Origin of the sequence: Phytomonospora endophytica (assembly GCF_014202425.1) — a bacterium.
GTDB classification, from domain to species: Bacteria; Actinomycetota; Actinomycetes; order Mycobacteriales; family Micromonosporaceae; genus Phytomonospora; species Phytomonospora endophytica.
This window is the reverse complement of record NZ_JACHGT010000009.1, coordinates 134,224-152,025: the sequence shown is the minus strand read 5'-3', so window position 1 is coordinate 152,025 and position 17,802 is coordinate 134,224. Positions and strand designations below refer to the sequence as shown.

The window sequence follows — 17,802 nt, the reverse complement described above, 5'->3', positions numbered from 1 at the left end:
GCGATACCCCCGCCGGGGACCGTTCAGTCCTAGGTGCGCGCCCGCGAGGCCGCGTCGTAGACCGCCGGGTACAGCGCGTGCGCGAGCGTCCGGTAGCCCTCCGCCGACGGGTGCAGCCCGTCGGGGCAGAGCATGCCCCGGTCGGTGCGGAACACGACACCGCAACGGGAGGCCAGGTCGACGGGCACGCCGCCGGCGAGGCGCACGGCCGGTGCCTGCGCCCGGGCCAGACGCGAACCGCGCCAGCCCGCGATGGCCCGCAGGGGCTGGGCGAGCGCCCGCAGCGACGACAGGTCCGGGCAGGTGCCCACGACGACGGAGGTTCCGGCCGCGCTGAGCTTGCGGACCGCGCCGGCCAGCTGCGCGACCGACTCCGAGGGATGCATCGTCTCGGCGAGCCCGTTGAGCAGGATCACCGCGACGTCCGGCGGCTCCGACAGCAGCGCGCGGGCGACCTGGGTGTGCAGGTCGGCGGTGTCGGCGCCCGGCACGGCGACACTCGACAGCGCCACCCAGTGCCGCACTCCCGCGAGCAGTTCGGCGAGCACGCCGCCGACGGTGTCGCCGGCGTCCTCGACGCCCACACCCGCCGACAGCCCGTCGCCGAGCATGACGAGCTTGAGGGGGGTCGCGTCGGCGTCGCCGAGCCACATCCGCATGTGGGGGCCGTGCGCGGCGTGTTCGAGCCGCGCGCGTCTGGCCGCGTACAGCTCGATCGCCATCACGGCGGTGCCGGTCACGACCGCCACACCCGCTCCGATCGCCGCCGAGTAACCGGCCCGGCGCAGCAGTGTGGACAGCCTCATGCCCGGCTCCTTCCCGTTCGTTTGGTGGCCTGTGCCATAGGCTACCCGCGTGGACTACTACGAATCAGTGGTCGACCTGATCGGGGGAACCCCGCTGGTTCGACTCAACAAGGTGACCGAGGGCGCCGAGGCCCTGGTCCTCGCCAAGGTCGAGTACGTCAACCCCGGTGGGAGCGTCAAGGACCGCATCGCGGTCCGGATGATCGATGACGCCGAGAAGGCCGGACTGCTCAAGCCGGGCGGGACCATCGTCGAGCCGACCTCCGGCAACACCGGCGTCGGCCTGGCCATCGTCGCCCAGCAGCGCGGCTACAAGTGCGTCTTCGTCTGCCCCGACAAGGTCAGTGAGGACAAGCGCAACGTCCTGCGCGCCTACGGCGCCGAGGTCGTCGTGTGCCCGACCGCGGTCGACCCCGCCGACCCCCGTTCCTACTACGAGGTCTCCGACCGGCTCGTCCGCGAGATCGACGGTGCCTGGAAACCCGACCAGTACAGCAACCCGGCCAACCCGCGCTCGCACTACGAGACGACCGGCCCGGAACTGTGGAAGCAGACCGACGGCAGGATCACCCACTTCGTCGCCGGTGTCGGCACGGGCGGGACGATCACCGGCGTCGGCCGTTACCTCAAGGAGGTCTCCGGCGGCAGGGTGAAGATCATCGGCGCCGACCCGGAGGGCTCCGTCTACTCCGGCGGCACGGGCCGCCCGTACCTCGTCGAAGGTGTCGGCGAGGACTTCTGGCCCTCGGCCTACGACACCTCCGTCACCGACGAGATCATCGAGGTCTCCGACAAGGACTCCTTCGCCATGACCCGGCGGCTCGCCCTCGAAGAGGGGCTGCTGGTCGGCGGTTCCTGCGGGATGGCGGCCGAGGCGGCGCTGCGGGTCGCGCGCGAGGCCGGTCCCGACGCGGTCGTGGTCGTGCTGCTGCCCGACGGCGGCCGAGGCTACCTGTCGAAGATCTTCAACGACGAGTGGCTCGCCCGCTACGGTTTCCTCACCACCAGCGGTGAGACGACCGTCGCCGACGTGCTGGCGGGCAAGAGCGGCGACCTGCCCGACCTGGTCCACGTGCACCCGACGGACCCGGTCCGCGACGCCATCGACATCCTGCGCGAGTACGGCGTCTCGCAGATGCCGGTGCTCAAGGCCGAGCCGCCGGTCGTGACCGGCGAGGTCGCCGGTTCGGTCGCCGAACGCGACCTGCTCGAAGCGGTGTTCTCGGGTCGCGCGCAGCTGGCCGACCCGGTCGAGAAGCACGTGAGCGAGCCCCTGCCGATGATCGGCGGCGGTGAGCCCGTCGCGCACGCGGTGGCGTTGCTGGAGAAGCACGACGCGGCACTGGTGCTGATCGACGGGAAGCCGCGCGGGGTCATCACGCGGCAGGACCTGCTGGTGTACGTGCAGGCGGGCTGACCGCCCCGGAACGCGATAATCCCCGGTCTCCTTGGTGGGCAAGGAGACCGGGGATTGCTTGTGCGCGAGGTGCTTAGACCGAGGCGTTCGGGTCCAGCGGGTTGAGGACCGAGTCGGTCGCGTCGGTGCCCTCGGCGCCGTCCGCCTGGTAGTAGTCGCCGGCGGTGCCGTCCTGGTCCTCGCCGTAGACCTCGGAGTCGTCGATGACGCCGTCGTTGTTCAGGTCGGACTCGGCGTAGTCGAGCGCGCCGTCGCCGTCGGTGTCGGCGACGTAGGTCTCCATGCCGTCCTGGCCGTCGGCGTTGACGAGCGCCTCGTCGACGGTGCCGTCGTTGCCCTCGTCGTAGATCGCCATGTCGTCGGTGCCGTCGTTGCCGAGGTCGACCACGTACTCGGTGCCGTCACCGGTGTCGTACGCGGTGACCGAGTCGTCGACGCCGTCGCCATCGATGTCGCCCACGTAGCTGTCGTCAGTCATGTCAGGTGTTCCCCTCGGTCTTATCGGTGATTCGCGGTCTTAGTGTGTCGCCTTGACGTGACCGACTCTACGAGGCGGTCGCATGGTGGTAAATCGCGGATTCGTGCCAGCGCGTAGTCGTCGACGGAACGTCGCCGGACCGTGACGCGACGCGATGACCTGCGCATCCGCGTGCCGGGTGCGGATGGAGGCGCGGCCGGGTGCTCGTCGTGGTCACTCGGAGTGAACCCCGGCCGGGTCAGCGCCGGTGGAAGAGCCTGGCGTAGCGGCCGCTGTCGCGGGTGAAGTCGACGAGCCGGACGGGGTTGCCCGCCGGGTCGGCGAAGACCGCGTAGTGGCCGGTGGCGATCTCGGTCGGGGGGAGGAGCCACCGCAGCTCCGGCTTCTCGGCGTGGAAGGCGGCGACGTCGTCGATGTGGAAGACGGGGCCGGGGCCGGCCTTCATCTCCAGTGGGTGGCGTTCGAGCATGACGGTGACGGGACCTTCGCCCGAGGAGAGCAGGAGGGTGTCCTCGTCGGGTCGCGCGACGTCGACGAAACCGAGCGCCCGGTAGTGCTCGGCGACGGTGTCCAGGTCCTCCACGGGATACATGGCGCACAGCAGTTCCATGGAAAGTTACTGTGCCGTAGCAATGGATCCGGGGCAAGCCCGGTGACACGGCGGCCGGGGGCCGTCACAGCTGGTCAATCGTCCTTTGTGGACTTTCCGCGGCCCTTGGGAGATAAGCGATGTGATGTCAAGTTACAGGTGTCTCTCGGTGTACTCCGCCGACGCGTAGTGCCCGCCCTGGGGCGCGAAGGGATCGAGCCCGCCGTCGATGCCGTCGGCGTGGGCCTCGGCGTCGTCGACCGGCGCGTAGAACGCCGCCGGAGGCAGCGCCCAGAAGCGCCGCTTGTTGGCCGACACCGCGTACACCGTCGAGAAGCGCGCCTCGGCCGTCAGCGCCGCCCGCACGAAGCCGACACAGTCGTCGGGACTCAGCCACGTCGACAGTTCCCGCACCGAACTCGGCCGCGCCTCGAAGCTTCCGATGCGCAGGCAGACGACCGAGACGCCGAACTTGTCGGCGTAGAGGCGCCCCAGGGCTTCGACGGCGAGTTTGGAGACGCCGTAGAGCCCGTCGGGCCGCGGCGGGTCCTCGGGTGTGGTGACGTGGCCGTTGGGGTGGAAGCCGCCGACCCGGTTGCTGCTGGCGAGGACGACGCGCCGGATCCCGTGGCGCCGCGCGGCTTCGAGGACGTGCTGCGTGCCGAGCACGTTCGCCGTCAGGAGGTCGCCGAGCGGCGCCTCGTCGGCGATCCCCGCCATGTGCACGACGGCGTCGACACCGTCGAGCGCCGCGTGGACGGCCGGCCCGTCGGCCAGGTCGAGCGTGTGGACGCGCTCGCGTCCGTCGTCGGCGGCGGTGAGCGGCACGCGGTCGAGGAGGACGAGGCGTTCGGCGTCGTCGCGCAGGCGCGTGCGCAGGAGCGAGCCGATGGCGCCGGCCGCGCCGGTGATGGCTAGGGAGGGCATGGGGGGAGGGTAGTGGGTCGGCGGCCGGCGGGGTGTGGATCGTCGGTGTTCCGACGCCGCTCGGTCCGGGTTCGTCAGGGGCCCGGCCGGCGGGCGGCTAGGACGTTGGTGTCCGGTGTTCCTCGAACACCGCCGACCGCGCGGTCCCTTCGCGCTCGGGCGGTTCCGGGTCCATCCCGCCGCGTGCGGCGATCCTGTCGCGAATGCGGCTGCCCAGCCCGGTGACCGCGGCTTTCGGCGAGGGCCTCAACCCACCACCCACCCCGCATACCGCCGCAACCCCAGCCCTCCCGCCAGCTCGTCCGCCAGCCCGAGCAGCGTCCCCTCCGACCCCGGCGGCCCGACGAGCTGCACCGCCGACGGCAGGCCGTCGCCGCGTGCGCCCGTCGGCAGCACGAGCGCGGGCAGTCCCGTCAGGTTCCAGGCCGATGTGAAGGTGTTCATGCGCGTCGACGCCGCGAGGTTGCTGCGCCAGCTGCGGACCGACCACCGCTCGTCCACGGGCGCGGGGCCGGGGAGGGCGGGCGTCACGAGCACGTCGAAGGACTCCTGCCCGAACCACTCCGACGCCCGCCGCCGCCAGCCGTCCATCGACGCCAGCAGCCCGTTGAGGTACACGCGCTGGCCGATGGAGGCATGACGGCGCGTGCGGCGTTCGAGCCGCCCCTTGTCCAGCCGCAGCGACGACAGGTAGGCCGTCGCCGTCCACGCCGAGAAGATCGCGCCGTACGCGGTCGGCGGCAGCGTGAAGGCCGCGCGGTGCGCGTCGTGCCCGCCGTTGGTCAGCAGCCGGATGATCTGCCGCAGCGCCTCCCACTCGGCGCGGTCGGTGTGCTTCCCGGCCAGCGGCGGCGACGCCGTCACGGCGATACGCAGCCGCCCCGGTGCCGTCGGCTCGTACTCGCCGCCGCCGGGCTTGACGCTCTGCCCGGCGAGCACGCCGAAGACCGCGGCGACATCGCCGACGGTCGTCCCGGCGATCGCCGGCGTCGCCAACCCGAACCAGTCGCCGGCACCGCTGAGGGCCGGGAGGACACCGCGCCCGGGCTTGAAACCGATGACGCCCGACGCGGCGGCCGGCACCCGGATCCCGCCCAGTGCGTCGACGCCGACGGCGACCGGCACGGTCCCGTAGGCGACGGCCGCGACGGCACCGCCCTCGGCGCCGCCGACACCGCGGTCGTCGCGCCAGGGATTGCGCAGTCCGTCCGAAGTGGACCACAACCCCAGCTCGGCGACCTTCGTCGTACCCGCGATCACCGCGCCGGCACCACGAAGGCGGCGCACCGCCTCGTGGTCGGCGTCGGCGATCGCGGTACCGGCCGCGGCACTACCGTGCTTGGTGGACTGTCCGGCGACGGCGAGCTGTTCGGACACGGCGACCGGAACCCCGGCCAGCGCGAGGCTGCCCAGGTCCGGCAGGTCGTCGACGGTGGCCGCCTCGGCGAGCGCGTCGACCCCGCGGAGCCTGCTGTAGGGATCGCCGTACCGTCCACTCACGACGGTCGCGGCGTGGCGCATGTGCTGGTCGACGACCGCACCCGCCGTGGCGTCCCCGCGCCGTACCGCCCGCGCGATCTGCCGCGCGGTGGTCGCTGCCCAGCTCACGAGTGTCCCTTCTAGTCGCCGAACGCCTGCGACAGGTCGGCGAGCAGGTCCTCGGCGTCTTCGATGCCCACCGAGAGGCGCACGAGGTCGCCGGGGACTTCGAGGGGCGTGCCGACGGCCGAGGCGTGCGTCATGCGTCCCGGGTGCTCGATGAGGGACTCGACGCCGCCGAGGGACTCACCCAGCGTGAACAGTTTAGTGCGGTTGCACAGATCCAGGGCCGCCTGCTCGCCGCCGCGGAGGCGCACCGAGACCATGCCGCCGAAGCGGCGCATCTGCGCGGCGGCGGTCTTGTGGCCGGGGTGCTCGGTGAGGCCGGGGTAGAGCACGTGGGTGATGTCGGCGCGCCCGGAGAGCCAGTCGACGATCCGTTCGGCGTTGTCGCAGTGGCGTTCCATCCGCACGGCGAGGGTCTTGATGCCGCGCAGGGTGAGCCAGGAGTCGAAGGGCCCGGCGATGGCGCCCATCGAGTTCTGGTGGAAGGCGATCGTCTCGGCGAGCTTGGCGTCGCGGACGATCAGGGCGCCGCCGACGACGTCGGAGTGCCCGCCGACGTACTTGGTGGTGGAGTGCACGACGATGTCGGCGCCGAGGGTCAGCGGCTGCTGGAGGTAGGGCGAGGCGAAGGTGTTGTCGACGACGAGGAGCGCCCCGACCTCGTGCGCGAGTTCGGCGAGGGCCTCGATGTCGGCGATGTTGAGCAGCGGGTTGGTGGGCGTCTCGACCCAGATCACCTTGGTGTCACTGGTGACGGCGGCACGCACGGCGTCCACATCGGACACCGGGGCGGGTGTGTAGTCGAGGCCCCAGCGGGAGGCGACCTTGGCGAAGAGCCGGAAGGTGCCGCCGTAGGCGTCGTCGGGGATGACCACGTGGTCCCCGGGGGAGCAGATCGCGCGCAGGAGGGTGTCCTCGGCGGCGAGTCCGGAGGCGAACGCGAACCCGTGGGTGCCCTGTTCGAGGGCCGCGACGCACTCTTCGAGAGCGAGCCGCGTCGGATTCTTCGTACGGCTGTACTCATAGCCGTTGCGCATCTCGCCGACGGCGTCCTGGAGATACGTGGACGTGGCGAAGATGGGCGTGACGACCGCGCCGGTGACGGGGTCGGCCGGTTGCCCGGCGTGAATCGCTCGGGTGGAGAAGCCTTCGGTCATGAGGAAGAGTCTCGCCTACCGATGACACCGACGTGCATCGTCCCGGCGGTTTGAGCCTTACGAGTCGCTGACATCACGTGCCGCGGAGCCGCGCGCGAGCGAGAATGGAGCCATGTTCCTACGCCGTGTTCCGGACATGCCCGACCCTTCCCGCGCCCTGCCCGGCCGTGCCGAGGCGATGCCGGTCCCGTCGACGCACACCGTGCTCGGCACGCCGATGCGCGGGCCGTGGCCCGGCGACACCGAGCTCGCGATCGTCGGCATGGGCTGTTTCTGGGGCGCCGAGCGCATCTTCTGGCAGCTCGACGGGGTGTACAGCACCTCGGTCGGCTACGCGGGCGGGTTCACGCCGAACCCGACGTACGAGGAGGTGTGCAGCGGGTTCACCGGGCACACCGAGGCGGTGCAGGTCGTGTTCCGGCCGGCGGTGGTGTCCTACGAGTCGCTGCTGAAGGTGTTCTGGGAGAACCACGACCCGACGCAGGGCATGCGGCAGGGCAACGACGTCGGCACGCAGTACCGGTCGGCGGTCTACGCGACCACCGACGCGCAGTTGAAGGCCGCGCTGGCCTCGCGGGAGGCCTTCCAGCCGGTCGTGTCGGCGGCGGGATTCGGGGAGATCACCACGGAGGTGTCGGCGCTGCGCGGCGAGTACTACTACGCCGAGGAGTACCACCAGCAGTACCTTGACAAGAACCCCGGCGGTTACTGCAACATCGGCCCGAACGGGATGAGCTGCCCGGTGGGGATCGGCCGGACCGACTGAGGCCACCCGTTCCGCGCTTCGGCGCGGACCGGGCGCCTTTCGGCGGCATGATGATCACGTGCTGTCACTGAACATATTCGCCGCCGTGCTCCTCGTGGCCGGTTTCGCCGCCGCCTACGTCCTGTACCGGCCGCGGGCCGGAGTGCCCGCCGCGGGCCGGTATCCCGACCCGGTGGCGCGTTCCGCGGCCCGCGAGCGCATGTGGGACTCGCGCGCGTGGACCGCCGAGGTCGGCCCCGGCGACACCGCCGCGCGCGTCGGGCCGCGCTTCCGCGGCTGGTTCCGTGGCGGCTGGGTGCTCTATCTCCTCGGCGCCCTGCTCGTCTTGATCGCCGGCGGTGCGCTGTACCGGTCGAACGACGACGTCCACGTGATGGCCGTGACGAGTTTCCTGGCCATGTCCGGTGTCGCCTGGGCCTTCTACCGCTTCACCGCCGCCCGGCTCGCCCTCGACGACGTGATCTCGCCGGTGCAGGTCATCGCGATCGGTACGGCGACGGCCGGGGCGGTCCTGCTCATCGCCGCCAACCTGAACTCGTGGCTGATCGATCTCGGCGGCACGCGGCTGGCGGCCGGGACCGTCGGGCTTGTCGAGGAGGGCACGAAGCTGCTGGTCCCGCTGGTGCTGTTCGCGCTGGCCCGCTACCGCGATCCGCGCGCGGGCATCGGTGCGGGCCTGGCCGCGGGCTTCGGTTTCGCCGTCGCCGAGACCACGCAGTACGCGTACGCGACGGCCTCGGCCTCGGGGCCCGACTTCTGTGGCGGCGAGACCGCCGACCCGACGGCCGCGGGGGTCGTCTCGGCACAGGTCACGCGCGTCTTCACCGTCTCGCCGCTGCACTGGCTGTGGACGGGGATCGCGGTGGCCATCGCGTGGCGGCTGTGGCACCTCTTCGGCCGACGCGGGACGCTCGGCGCGGTCACGGCGATCGTGGCGGTCATGGCGGTCCACTCGTTCAACGACAGCTCGGTCACCTGGGGCTGCGGCAGCCCTGGCCTGACCTTCCTGTTCCAGGTGCTGCGCTGGGCGATCCTGGTCGCGAGCTACCTCGTGTTCAAGGCCGCCGCGCGGCGCTCGACCCCGCCGCAGCTGATCGGGACCGTCAGCCCAGGCTGGACGCCCCGCCGCCTCTAGTTCCCGAACGGTTTCGCGGCCATCAGCACCGCCGCCAGCGCGTACAGTCCCACCGCCAGCCCGCCCAGGGCCAGCAGGCGCCCACGGTGCTGGTCGACGCGCGCGGCGGCCAGGGCGGCCGCGGCGGGATCGTCGGGCGTGTCGGGCACCTCGGGCGAGGCGGTGTGGGCCTCCTCGACGTGGCGGGCCGCGCGCGACAGGATCGCCGGCAACGCCAGCACGTCGATGAGCAGCGCGAGCACGTAGACGGTGACCGAGATCGTCACCCACGGCGTGCCGAAGCGGTAGGTGTCCGACAGGCTCACCGCGGCCGTGCCGAGCGCACCGATGACCAGCGTGAGCAGCCCCAGCTGGAGGGTGCGTTTTCCGACGGCGCGGATCCGCTCGGCGTCGCGGCCGGCGAGACCGCGCAGGGCGAGGAAGGGGACGAAGGCGGCCGGACCGGTCAGCAGGACCGCGGCCAGCACGTGCACGGCGACCACGAAACGGTACATACCGCAATGCTATGGCCGATCGGGCCCTGTCGGGGGCGTCTGCCACCATGCGGCACATGAGTGACGCGACCTCCGCCGACTACGGCTGGCTCGAAGAAGGCGACGCCGGGCTCACCGAGGCCTACTGCCTGACCTTCCTGCGCGGGCTGTCGCCCGAAGCGGTCCTCGAAGCCCTCGGCGCCGAACCCACCGGGACGGTCGTCGGCGTCGAGCCGCTGCACGACGCGGCCTTCGAGGTCTGGGAGCGCCACCACGGCGACCGCGTCCACGTGGCCGCGACCGCCGTCGGCGACTGGACGGTCCTGGTGGAGGTCAACGGCTACCTCGGCACCTTCGAGGAGGTCATGATGCCCCTGTCGGCCGGTGGCGGCCGGGTCGTGTCGCACTTCCGCAACGTCAACGCCGTCGACCACTTCAACCTGTGGGACGACGGCGAGCACCGCCTGCACTTCGAGCCGCTGTTCGCGCACCACCGTGAAGGCCCCGACGCCGAGGCGCTGACCGGTGAGATGGCCGCGGCCGGTTTCGACCTCGCCGAGGACGGCGGCTACGAGGCCCACACCGAGGCCGCCTGGGCACTGGCCGAGCGTCTCACCGGCGTGCGCGTCACGCCGGAGATGATCGTCTCGGCCGTCTTCCACACCGGCGTCGCCCCCGACCGCTAGACACCAGGGAGCGGGGCCCCGCAGGACCCCGCTCCCTGGAAACCGGCACCGCGCGGGGCTGTCTCCTCCCCGGCGCGGAACGCGCTAACGCAACCCGGCGAACAGGTCGTCCTCCGGCTTGGTCGTCTCGATGGTCGACTCGACCAGCTCGAAGTCCTCCGTCGGCCACGCCTTCTGCTGGATCTCCATCGGCACCGAGAACCAGAAACCGTCGGGGTCGACCTGCGTGGCGTGCGCCCGCAGGGCGTCGTCGCGCAGCGGGAAGTACTCGGCGCACTCGACGCTGGTGGTGATGCGCGGGCCCTTGTCGCGGGTCCAGTCGCGGTCGGTCAGCCACTCGGCGTACGGCGAGTCCAGCCCGGCGGCGACCATGGCCTCGTGCAGCGCCGTGACGCGCTGGCGGCCGAAGCTCATGTGGTAGTAGAGCTTCGACGGCTGCCACGCCTCGCCGAACTCCTGGTAGCGCTCGGGGTCGCCGGCCGCCTTCCAGGCCTCCATCGTGACCAGGTGGGTCTTGATGTGGTCGGGGTGCGGGTAGCCGCCGTCCTCGTCGTAAGTGGTGATCACGTGCGGCTTGAACTCGCGGATGAACTTCACCAGCGGCGCCGCGGCGACCTCGTCGGGCACAAGGTAGAAGCAGTCCTCCGGCAGGGCGATGTCGGAGTCGGGGAGCCAGCCCTCGGGGAGCCCGGAGTCGACGAAGCCCAGCCACTGCTGCTTCACGCCGAGGATCTCGCGAGCGGTCTCCATCTCCTTGGCCCGGATCTCGGTGATGTTCTTCCACACCTCGGGCCGGTCCATCTTCGGGTTGAGCACGCTGCCCCGCTCACCACCGGTGCAGGACACCACAAGGACGTCGACGCCCTCCTTGACGTACCTGGCCATGCTCGCCGCGCCCTTGCTCGACTCGTCGTCGGGGTGCGCGTGCACGGCCATCAGGCGCAGTTGCTCGGGTGCGTCAGACACCAGGTTCTCCTCATGCTTGCTTTTTTCGCGGATGTTCACCGATGAGTCCCAACGGCTCGTCCGGCGGTCTTATGCCGCGGGCCGGCTCGGCGCCACTCGACCGGAGTGTGCCCGTGCGTCCGGCGGCAGGCATAATCGATTCTTCCCGACGCGTACGACACCACCCAGCCCGAGGAGCGCCACATGAGCGAGACCCGCACCACACCGGTGCGTTTCCCGCCTGGGCGCTACGGCCGTCGGCGCGACGGGCGCAAGGTCTCACGGCCCCTGGTCGTGATCGCCGCGGCCCTCGTGGTCGCCGGTGGCGTGGCCGTCGCCGTGAAGCTGTACCAGCAGTACGGTGACCCGGCCTACACCGCCAGCACGGTCGGCTACGAGCTGACCGACGCCACCGCCGACATCACCTTCCAGGTCACCAAGCCGGGCGGCACGCCCGCACTGTGCCAGGTGCGGGCCAGATCCCGCGACGGCGCCGAGGTCGGCCGCGCCGAGGTCGCGATCCCACCCGGCGAGCCGGGCGGTGACGGCGTCACCGTGACGTACTCGCTGGCCACGAGCGCGCGGGCGGTCGTCGTCGAGGTCCAGCGCTGCTACCCCGTACAGCCTTAGCGCGTACGCGAGCATCGGCCGACGGGCGCGAAACCGGGCCGTTTTGTGGTCGGCCGCCATGGCCCCACGCTGGTAACTTGGTCATTTACCCAAAACCCATTCCGGAGGAACAGGTCGTGTCCATCAGTAGCAATGAGCCCGGCGGCACCTGGTTGTCGCAGGAAGCCCACGATCGGCTCACCGCCGAGCTGAATGAGATGATCGCCGCCCGTCCGGTCATCGCGGCCGAGATCAACGCCCGTCGCGAAGAAGGGGACCTGAAGGAGAACGGCGGTTACCACGCGGCCAAGGAAGAGCAGGGGAAGATGGAGGGGCGCATCCGCTACCTCCAGGAGTTCCTCCGTACCGCGCACGTGGGCGAGCCCCCGTCGATCGACGCGGTGAGTGTCGGCAACGTCGTCACCATCGCCTTCGACGACGACCCCGAGGACACCGAGACCTTCCTGCTCGGGTCGCGCGAGATCGCGCCGACCACCGAACTGACCGTCTACAGCCCCGAGTCGGCGCTGGGGACGGCGATCCTCGGCCGCAAGAAGGGCGACGCGGTGTCCTACCAGGCCCCGTCGGGCGCCGAGATCAAGGTCTCCGTCGTCGAGATCGCCCAGTACGCGGGCTGAACCGTGGAGGGGGAAGAGCGGTGGGAACCGCTCTTCTTCGACCGGGCGGAGCCGGCGGGGGACACGGCCGAAAGCCGCAGGGCGCCCGTCTCTCGACCGGAACGTACGGCATGATCGTCCCCATGGCAGCACCCCTGGTCACGCTCGACGACGTGCGTGCCGCGCGTGAACTCCTGTCCGGCGTGGTCCGCACCACACCGATGGAGCCCTCGCGCGGCTTCCCGCCCGGCCCGGGGGCGCGGATCTTCTACAAGCTGGAGAACGTCCAGCGCGCGGGGGCCTACAAGGTCCGCGGCGCCTACGTCCGCATCGCCCGCCTCTCCGACGCCGAACGCGCGCGCGGAGTCGTCGCCGCCAGCGCCGGGAACCACGCCCAGGGCGTCGCCCTGGCCGCCGGGCTGCTCGGCGCGAAGTCGACGGTGTTCATGCCGACCGGCGCGCCCATCCCGAAGGTCGCCGCCACGAAAGGCTACGGCGCCGCCGTGGAACTCGTCGGGTCCACTGTGGACGACGCCCTGGAGGCGGCCCGCGAGTTCGCCGACACCACCGGCGCGGTCTTCATCCACCCCTTCGACCACCCCGACGTCATCGCCGGGCAGGGCACGGTCGCACTGGAGATCCTCGAACAGCTACCCGAGGTCAAGACGATCATCGCCGGAGTCGGCGGCGGCGGACTGATCTCCGGCATCGCCGTGGTCGTCAAGGCCCTGCGGCCCGACATCAAGGTCATCGGGGTCCAGGCCGAAGGCGCGGCGGCCTTCCCGCCCTCGCTGCGGGCCGGGGAACTCGTGCGCCTTCCCCACATCCACACCATCGCCGACGGCATCAAGGTCTCCACACCCGGCGAGGTCACCTTCGCCCACGTCAGCGAACTCGTCGACGAGGTCCTCACCGTCTCCGACGAGGACATCTCGCACGCCCTGCTGATGCTCCTCGAACGCAGCAAACTCGTCGTCGAACCGGCCGGCGCGGTCGGTGTCGCGACGCTCCTTGGCGACCCCGAGCGTTTCGAGGGACCCGTGTGCGCGGTCCTGTCGGGCGGCAACATCGACCCACTGCTCATGCTGCGCGTCATTGAGCACGGCCTCACCGCCGCCGGGCGCTTCCTGCGCTTCACCGTGCGCTGCGGTGACCGGCCGGGTGTGCTCGCGGCGATCCTCGGGCTCATCGCCCAGTACGGCGGCAACGTCCTCGACGTCATGCACCAGCGCCACGACCCGCGACTGCAGCTCGGCGAGGTCGCCGTGGAGCTGTCGGTGGAGACCAGAGGCGACGACCACTCCACGCGGCTCATCGCCGCGCTGGAGGAGGCCGGGTACGAACTGACGTTCCTGCGGCCGCACGCCTGAACGCGGTGATCCACAAGGGAACGCTTACAGTGCACATCAGACGCGCGAGGGCGGAAACGTCGGTGCCCTGCTGTATATCAATGGCACCGAGCACGGCCCACGCTTTGACCAGCACTCCGTGAAAGGAGAGAAGCGGCGCGCGCCAGTCTTCCCAGGCCCGCCGTGAATCCCATGACGACAGCACGCCCCCTTGAGGAACTCGTGGACGAGGGCTGGGCGAAGGCCCTGGAGCCCGTCGCGTCCAACATCGCGTCGATGGGCGACTTCCTGCGCGCGGAGATCGCCGCCGGCCGTTCCTACCTCCCCGCCGGCGAGAACGTCCTTCGCGCCTTCAAGCAGCCCTTCGACGACGTCCGCGTCCTCATCGTCGGACAGGACCCGTACCCGACGCCCGGGCACGCCGTCGGCCTGAGCTTCTCCGTGGCGCCCGACGTCAAGCCCATCCCGGGCAGCCTGCGCAACATCTACACCGAGCTGATGGACGACATGGACGCGCCCAAACCGTCCAACGGCGACCTCACGCCGTGGACCGAGCAGGGTGTGCTGCTGCTCAACAGGGCCCTGACCACCGTCCCCCGCAACCCCAACGGGCACAAGGGGAAGGGCTGGGAGCCGATCACCGAACGCGCCATTCAGGCGCTTGCCGAGCGTGGCGGTCCGCTGGTGGCGATCCTGTGGGGCAGCAACGCCCGCAGCCTCAAGCCGCTGCTCGGGAGTGTTCCGTGCGTGGAGTCGGTGCACCCGAGCCCGATGTCGGCGCGGACGGGATTCTTCGGTTCGAAGCCGTTCAGCAAGGCGAATGCGCACCTGGTGGCGCAGGGCGCCGAGCCGATCAACTGGGAACTGCCCTAGGCACACGCGTCGCCGTGGACTGCCCGAAGAGCCCGCCCCCTCGGGACGGGGCGGGCTCTTCGCACGCGTGGAGCGAACACGCGCGGAGGGGACACGGCCGTCCGCCTGTTCCCAAGCCGGTCGGACGGCCGTGCGTTCGCTCGCGGCTCAGCCCTGCTCGGCCTTCTCCAGCGCCGTGCAGCACGTGTCGACGATCAGGCGCGTCACCACGTACGGGTCGCAGTTGGCGTTGGGCCGGCGGTCCTCGATGTACCCCTTCTTGTCGACCTCGACCTGCCACGGGATCCGCACGGACGCGCCACGGTCGGAGACGCCGTAGCTGTACTGGTCCCAGGGCGCGGTCTCGTGGAGGCCGGTGAGGCGGCTCTCGACGCCGAAGCCGTAGTTCTTGACGTGTTCGAGGACCTTCTCGCCGAGCGACTCGCACGCGGTGATGATGGGCTCGTAGCTTTCGCGCATCGCCTTGGTGGAGAAGTTCGTGTGGGCACCGGCGCCGTTCCAGTCGCCCTTGACGGGCTTGGGGTCGAGCGTCGCGGAGACGCCGAACTCCTCGGCGGTGCGGTACAGCAGCCAGCGCGCGACCCACAGGTGGTCGGAGACCTCAAGGGGCGACAGCGGTCCGACCTGGAACTCCCACTGGCCGGGCATGACCTCGGCGTTGATGCCGGACAGGCCGAGTCCGGCCTTGAGGCAGTTGTCGAGGTGCTTCTCGACGATGTCGCGGCCGAAGATCTCGTCGGCGCCGACACCGCAGTAGTAGCCGCCCTGGGGCGCGGGGAAGCCGCCTTCGGGGAATCCGAGAGGCCTGCTGCCGGCGAAGAAGGTGTACTCCTGCTCGATGCCGAAGATGGGCTCCTGCTCGGCGAAGCGCTCGGCGACGGGCGCCAGCTGCGCGCGCCTGTTCGACGGGTGGGGCGTCATGTCGGTGAGCAGGACCTCGCAGAGGACGAGGACGTCGTCACCGCCGCGGATCGGGTCGGGGCAGCTGAACACGGGCTTGAGCACACAGTCCGAAGCCGAACCGGCGGCCTGGTTGGTGCTCGACCCGTCGAAACCCCAGATGGGCAGCGCGGCACCGTCGGGCAGGATCTTCGTCTTCGAGCGAAGCTTCGCGGTCGGTTCGGTCCCGTCGATCCAGATGTATTCGGCCTTGTAGCTCATGATTGGCGATCCTCGCGCGCTAGTGGACTGTGCGGGCAGCCTTTCAACGGGGCTTTTCCGGGCTGTTGCTCGTTTATGAACGACGTGTAACACGACGCGGGTCGCGCCGCCTTCGACGCGCGCGGCACTCGCCATCCACGCCTCCGTCCCCGTACCCTCGACGTCGAATCGTGGAGGTGGTGAACGTGGCGCGTTTGTTCGTGTGGCCCGGGGTGAACCCGAGCGATCCCGGTGGTGTCGACGTGATCCTCGTCGTCGATCCCGACCACGACCGTCCGCAGGAGGCCGTGGGCCGCCTCGGCGACTGGGGCTACGAGGGCGACGGTGCCCTGCACATCGTCCGCACCGACGCCTGGATCGAGCGTCGGCTCGTCGGCGACCGGCTCACCGCCGAGGTCTACGTCTACGACACCCTCGTCAAGCAGCTCAAACTCGATCTCGCCGAGTTTCCCCGCCGCTCCCCGGTCGATCCCGACGCGGTCCTCGTCCTGTCCGTCGAGGCCGTCGTCGACGCCGAGCTCTACGCCGAGGCCGACGGCGGCACGGCTGTCTTCTGCGCCGAACCGGGCGTCACCGACGAGCAGGTCGTCGAGGCCATCCAGAACGAGGAGGAGTGGCCGATGATCTTCCGGCCGCCGCCGACCGCGGAGGACCTCGGTCTCGTCGGGCCGCCCCCGTCACCCCCGGCCTGACGACCGCCGGGCCCCGGCGGCGCATGCCGTACCGTGGAGGCGTGATCGAGCTGCTGGCCGACAACAACTTCGGCGACACCCGCCCCAACGCCCTCGCCGGCCCCACGGGCCTGGTCATCATCCTGCTCCTGGTGGCCGCGACGATCTTCCTGATCCGCAACATGAACAAGCGGCTCAAGCGCCTCCCGGAGTCCTTCCCGAACCAGCAGGTCCCGGCCATGCGCACCGAGGCCGACGCTCCTGAGAAGACCGACGGCGATCACCGTCCCGAGCGGGAGGACGGCGCCGAACCCGGCGCCTGACCTCTCCTGTTCGAGCGCGCCCGAAACGCGCGCAAGCTTTCTGCAAGGCGTCCCCGCCACCCTGGTGTTCACGTTCGACCGCCAGACCAGGGGGCGTCATGTCAGACCCGTACACACCGCAGGCCGGTCCACCCCGGACCGCCTGGGACATGGATCCGTACGCGCAGCCGGTGACCGGCCCGCCGGCTCCACCGCCGCCCGCGCCGAGCCGCACACCGTGGATTCTGGGCGGCGCCGTCGTCGCGGTGATCCTCCTCCTCGGCGTATCGATCCTGCTCGTCGCGACGGGCGCCTTCGACGGCGACGACACCGGCGGCGCGCCCGGCACCGGCTCCTCCGGTCAGCCGACGAAGGAACAGCCGGCCGACGGGACGGGCGAGGAACCCGCCGACCCGGGCACGCCCGGCAGTTACGTCTTCGTCGACGACGTGTGCGGCGAACTCGACTTCTCCGGCTACCAGGCACTCGGGGCCCTGGCGAGCGGCTACGAGGACCGCGGCGCCGACTACGGGACCTCCGCCAACCTCGGCTGCGACATGGACTTCGGCGACGGCGGTGAACTGCGCGTCGGCGCCATGCTCGCCGGTGCCGACAAGACCGCCGAGAACTGGGACTTCGCCCAGGGCCTCATCCACAACCGCACGCAGGAGCCCGCGGCCGGCGACTGGGAGGAGGGCGTCGTCGGCGTCGACGACACCTGGGGCCCGGGCAAGACCGACGCGATCCTCGCCGTCCGCGACGGGAACATCGTGGTCACCGTGGCCTTCTACTCGATCAACGACGACGTCGGATACGAGAAGGTCAAGTCACTGCTTCCCACGACGGCGGCGGCCGTGCTCGCCGCCGCCAAGGGTTGAGGGGGTGCCCGGTTCAGACGGGGGACCGGGCGACCGGGTGAGGCCGCCGGGACGCACACCCGGCGGCCTCGCCGCGAGGGTCGTCCCCGTGGAGTTCGCTCGCCTTGACGCTGAGCCCCGGCTTCGTAGATATCCGGCGGGGGTCGGCGCCGGGGTGTTCGCTGCCGCTGCCGCTGCCGCTGCTGGTCCCGGGGTCGTCCGTCGCCTGCCGTGCTTCGCCGCGAGGTCTGCGAAGCTCCCCTCAGGCCTTGCCCGGCTCCGCAGGGATCCGGCGGGGTTCGGCGCCGGGGTGTTCTCCGCCGCCGCTGCCGCCGCCGCCGCTGCCGCTGCCGCTGCGGCCGCCGGTCCCGGGGGCGTC

20 protein-coding genes are annotated in these 17,802 nt (G+C 71.0%); 11 read left to right on the top strand and 9 right to left on the bottom strand.

Annotated elements, in window-relative coordinates:
* Nucleotides 1-29: 29 nt before the first annotated feature.
* Nucleotides 30-806: an SGNH/GDSL hydrolase family protein gene (locus HNR73_RS21400; RefSeq protein ID WP_184789344.1), complete on the bottom strand. Its 777-nt coding sequence runs from the start codon at nucleotides 804-806 to the stop codon at nucleotides 30-32.
* 49 nt (nucleotides 807-855) lie between these two features.
* On the opposite strand from HNR73_RS21400, the gene HNR73_RS21395 reads away from it, so the two are divergent.
* On the top strand, nucleotides 856-2,223 hold the full coding sequence (locus tag HNR73_RS21395; RefSeq protein ID WP_184789343.1) for a cystathionine beta-synthase: 1,368 nt from the start codon (nucleotides 856-858) through the stop codon (nucleotides 2,221-2,223).
* A 73-nt stretch (nucleotides 2,224-2,296) separates the two neighbouring features.
* Here the strand turns inward: HNR73_RS21395 and HNR73_RS21390 are convergent, their stop codons facing one another.
* The 5 genes from HNR73_RS21390 to HNR73_RS21370 all read right to left on the bottom strand — a co-directional run bounded on the left by HNR73_RS21390 (nucleotide 2,297) and on the right by HNR73_RS21370 (nucleotide 6,979).
* Complete coding sequence (locus HNR73_RS21390) at nucleotides 2,297-2,701, bottom strand: hypothetical protein (protein ID WP_184789342.1); 405 nt, start codon at nucleotides 2,699-2,701, stop codon at nucleotides 2,297-2,299.
* Between the two features lie 238 nt (nucleotides 2,702-2,939).
* On the bottom strand, nucleotides 2,940-3,311 hold the full coding sequence (locus HNR73_RS21385; protein WP_184789341.1) for a VOC family protein: 372 nt from the start codon (nucleotides 3,309-3,311) through the stop codon (nucleotides 2,940-2,942).
* 132 nt (nucleotides 3,312-3,443) lie between these two features.
* On the bottom strand, nucleotides 3,444-4,217 hold the full coding sequence (locus HNR73_RS21380; RefSeq protein ID WP_184789340.1) for an NAD-dependent epimerase/dehydratase family protein: 774 nt from the start codon (nucleotides 4,215-4,217) through the stop codon (nucleotides 3,444-3,446).
* A 246-nt stretch (nucleotides 4,218-4,463) separates the two neighbouring features.
* Nucleotides 4,464-5,825 carry an amidase gene (locus tag HNR73_RS21375; RefSeq protein ID WP_184789339.1) on the bottom strand — a complete coding sequence of 454 codons (1,362 nt, stop codon included), beginning with the start codon at nucleotides 5,823-5,825 and terminating at the stop codon, nucleotides 4,464-4,466.
* Between the two features lie 11 nt (nucleotides 5,826-5,836).
* A complete protein-coding gene (locus HNR73_RS21370; RefSeq protein WP_184789338.1) occupies nucleotides 5,837-6,979 on the bottom strand; it encodes a cystathionine gamma-synthase in 1,143 nt (380 codons plus the stop codon).
* Between the two features lie 112 nt (nucleotides 6,980-7,091).
* Between HNR73_RS21370 and msrA the strand changes: the two genes are divergently transcribed.
* Nucleotides 7,092-7,745: a peptide-methionine (S)-S-oxide reductase MsrA gene (gene msrA, locus HNR73_RS21365; protein ID WP_184789337.1), complete on the top strand. Its 654-nt coding sequence runs from the start codon at nucleotides 7,092-7,094 to the stop codon at nucleotides 7,743-7,745.
* Between the two features lie 58 nt (nucleotides 7,746-7,803).
* On the top strand, nucleotides 7,804-8,880 hold the full coding sequence (locus HNR73_RS21360; protein WP_203686024.1) for a PrsW family glutamic-type intramembrane protease: 1,077 nt from the start codon (nucleotides 7,804-7,806) through the stop codon (nucleotides 8,878-8,880).
* Here HNR73_RS21360 and HNR73_RS21355 read toward each other — a convergent pair.
* A complete protein-coding gene (locus HNR73_RS21355) occupies nucleotides 8,877-9,374 on the bottom strand; it encodes a DUF2269 family protein (protein ID WP_184789336.1) in 498 nt (165 codons plus the stop codon). The genes HNR73_RS21360 and HNR73_RS21355 overlap by 4 nt on opposite strands.
* A gap of 56 nt (nucleotides 9,375-9,430) precedes the next feature.
* On the opposite strand from HNR73_RS21355, the gene HNR73_RS21350 reads away from it, so the two are divergent.
* Nucleotides 9,431-10,039: a DUF6461 domain-containing protein gene (locus HNR73_RS21350; protein ID WP_184789335.1), complete on the top strand. Its 609-nt coding sequence runs from the start codon at nucleotides 9,431-9,433 to the stop codon at nucleotides 10,037-10,039.
* A gap of 84 nt (nucleotides 10,040-10,123) precedes the next feature.
* Here the strand turns inward: HNR73_RS21350 and mca are convergent, their stop codons facing one another.
* Nucleotides 10,124-10,975, bottom strand: a complete 852-nt coding sequence (gene mca / locus HNR73_RS21345; protein WP_184789535.1) for a mycothiol conjugate amidase Mca — start codon at nucleotides 10,973-10,975, stop codon at nucleotides 10,124-10,126.
* Nucleotides 10,976-11,188: 213 nt separating this feature from the next.
* On the opposite strand from mca, the gene HNR73_RS21340 reads away from it, so the two are divergent.
* The 4 genes from HNR73_RS21340 to HNR73_RS21325 all read left to right on the top strand — a co-directional run bounded on the left by HNR73_RS21340 (nucleotide 11,189) and on the right by HNR73_RS21325 (nucleotide 14,432).
* A complete protein-coding gene (locus tag HNR73_RS21340; protein WP_184789334.1) occupies nucleotides 11,189-11,614 on the top strand; it encodes a DUF4307 domain-containing protein in 426 nt (141 codons plus the stop codon).
* A 116-nt stretch (nucleotides 11,615-11,730) separates the two neighbouring features.
* Nucleotides 11,731-12,231: a transcription elongation factor GreA gene (gene greA / locus HNR73_RS21335; protein WP_184789333.1), complete on the top strand. Its 501-nt coding sequence runs from the start codon at nucleotides 11,731-11,733 to the stop codon at nucleotides 12,229-12,231.
* A gap of 122 nt (nucleotides 12,232-12,353) precedes the next feature.
* Nucleotides 12,354-13,580 (top strand): threonine ammonia-lyase, encoded by a 1,227-nt coding sequence (gene ilvA / locus HNR73_RS21330; RefSeq protein WP_203686022.1) that lies wholly within the window; start codon nucleotides 12,354-12,356, stop codon nucleotides 13,578-13,580.
* Nucleotides 13,581-13,751: 171 nt separating this feature from the next.
* Nucleotides 13,752-14,432 carry a uracil-DNA glycosylase gene (locus HNR73_RS21325; protein ID WP_184789331.1) on the top strand — a complete coding sequence of 227 codons (681 nt, stop codon included), beginning with the start codon at nucleotides 13,752-13,754 and terminating at the stop codon, nucleotides 14,430-14,432.
* 147 nt (nucleotides 14,433-14,579) lie between these two features.
* Here HNR73_RS21325 and glnII read toward each other — a convergent pair whose 3' ends face one another.
* A complete protein-coding gene (glnII, locus tag HNR73_RS21320) occupies nucleotides 14,580-15,593 on the bottom strand; it encodes a glutamine synthetase (RefSeq protein WP_184789330.1) in 1,014 nt (337 codons plus the stop codon).
* A gap of 185 nt (nucleotides 15,594-15,778) precedes the next feature.
* Between glnII and HNR73_RS21315 the strand changes: the two genes are divergently transcribed.
* The 3 genes from HNR73_RS21315 to HNR73_RS21305 all read left to right on the top strand — a co-directional run bounded on the left by HNR73_RS21315 (nucleotide 15,779) and on the right by HNR73_RS21305 (nucleotide 17,444).
* Complete coding sequence (locus HNR73_RS21315) at nucleotides 15,779-16,285, top strand: hypothetical protein (RefSeq protein ID WP_184789329.1); 507 nt, start codon at nucleotides 15,779-15,781, stop codon at nucleotides 16,283-16,285.
* A 41-nt stretch (nucleotides 16,286-16,326) separates the two neighbouring features.
* Nucleotides 16,327-16,587 (top strand): hypothetical protein, encoded by a 261-nt coding sequence (locus HNR73_RS21310; protein ID WP_373316596.1) that lies wholly within the window; start codon nucleotides 16,327-16,329, stop codon nucleotides 16,585-16,587.
* 98 nt (nucleotides 16,588-16,685) lie between these two features.
* The gene (locus tag HNR73_RS21305) at nucleotides 16,686-17,444 is read left to right on the top strand and encodes a hypothetical protein (protein WP_184789327.1); all 759 of its coding nucleotides are present in this window, start codon (nucleotides 16,686-16,688) and stop codon (nucleotides 17,442-17,444) included.
* Nucleotides 17,445-17,802 lie beyond the last annotated feature (358 nt).

Coding starts and splice junctions, on each gene's coding strand:
- HNR73_RS21400 (WP_184789344.1), bottom strand. CDS start 806: ATGAGGCTGTCCACACTGCTGCGCCGGGCCGGTTACTCGGCGGCGATC.
- HNR73_RS21390 (WP_184789342.1), bottom strand. CDS start 2,701: ATGACTGACGACAGCTACGTGGGCGACATCGATGGCGACGGCGTCGAC.
- HNR73_RS21385 (WP_184789341.1), bottom strand. CDS start 3,311: ATGGAACTGCTGTGCGCCATGTATCCCGTGGAGGACCTGGACACCGTC.
- HNR73_RS21380 (WP_184789340.1), bottom strand. CDS start 4,217: ATGCCCTCCCTAGCCATCACCGGCGCGGCCGGCGCCATCGGCTCGCTC.
- HNR73_RS21370 (WP_184789338.1), bottom strand. CDS start 6,979: ATGACCGAAGGCTTCTCCACCCGAGCGATTCACGCCGGGCAACCGGCC.
- msrA (WP_184789337.1), top strand. CDS start 7,092: ATGTTCCTACGCCGTGTTCCGGACATGCCCGACCCTTCCCGCGCCCTG.
- HNR73_RS21355 (WP_184789336.1), bottom strand. CDS start 9,374: ATGTACCGTTTCGTGGTCGCCGTGCACGTGCTGGCCGCGGTCCTGCTG.
- HNR73_RS21350 (WP_184789335.1), top strand. CDS start 9,431: ATGAGTGACGCGACCTCCGCCGACTACGGCTGGCTCGAAGAAGGCGAC.
- mca (WP_184789535.1), bottom strand. CDS start 10,975: ATGGCCGTGCACGCGCACCCCGACGACGAGTCGAGCAAGGGCGCGGCG.
- HNR73_RS21340 (WP_184789334.1), top strand. CDS start 11,189: ATGAGCGAGACCCGCACCACACCGGTGCGTTTCCCGCCTGGGCGCTAC.
- ilvA (WP_203686022.1), top strand. CDS start 12,354: ATGGCAGCACCCCTGGTCACGCTCGACGACGTGCGTGCCGCGCGTGAA.
- HNR73_RS21325 (WP_184789331.1), top strand. CDS start 13,752: ATGACGACAGCACGCCCCCTTGAGGAACTCGTGGACGAGGGCTGGGCG.
- glnII (WP_184789330.1), bottom strand. CDS start 15,593: ATGAGCTACAAGGCCGAATACATCTGGATCGACGGGACCGAACCGACC.
- HNR73_RS21305 (WP_184789327.1), top strand. CDS start 16,686: ATGTCAGACCCGTACACACCGCAGGCCGGTCCACCCCGGACCGCCTGG.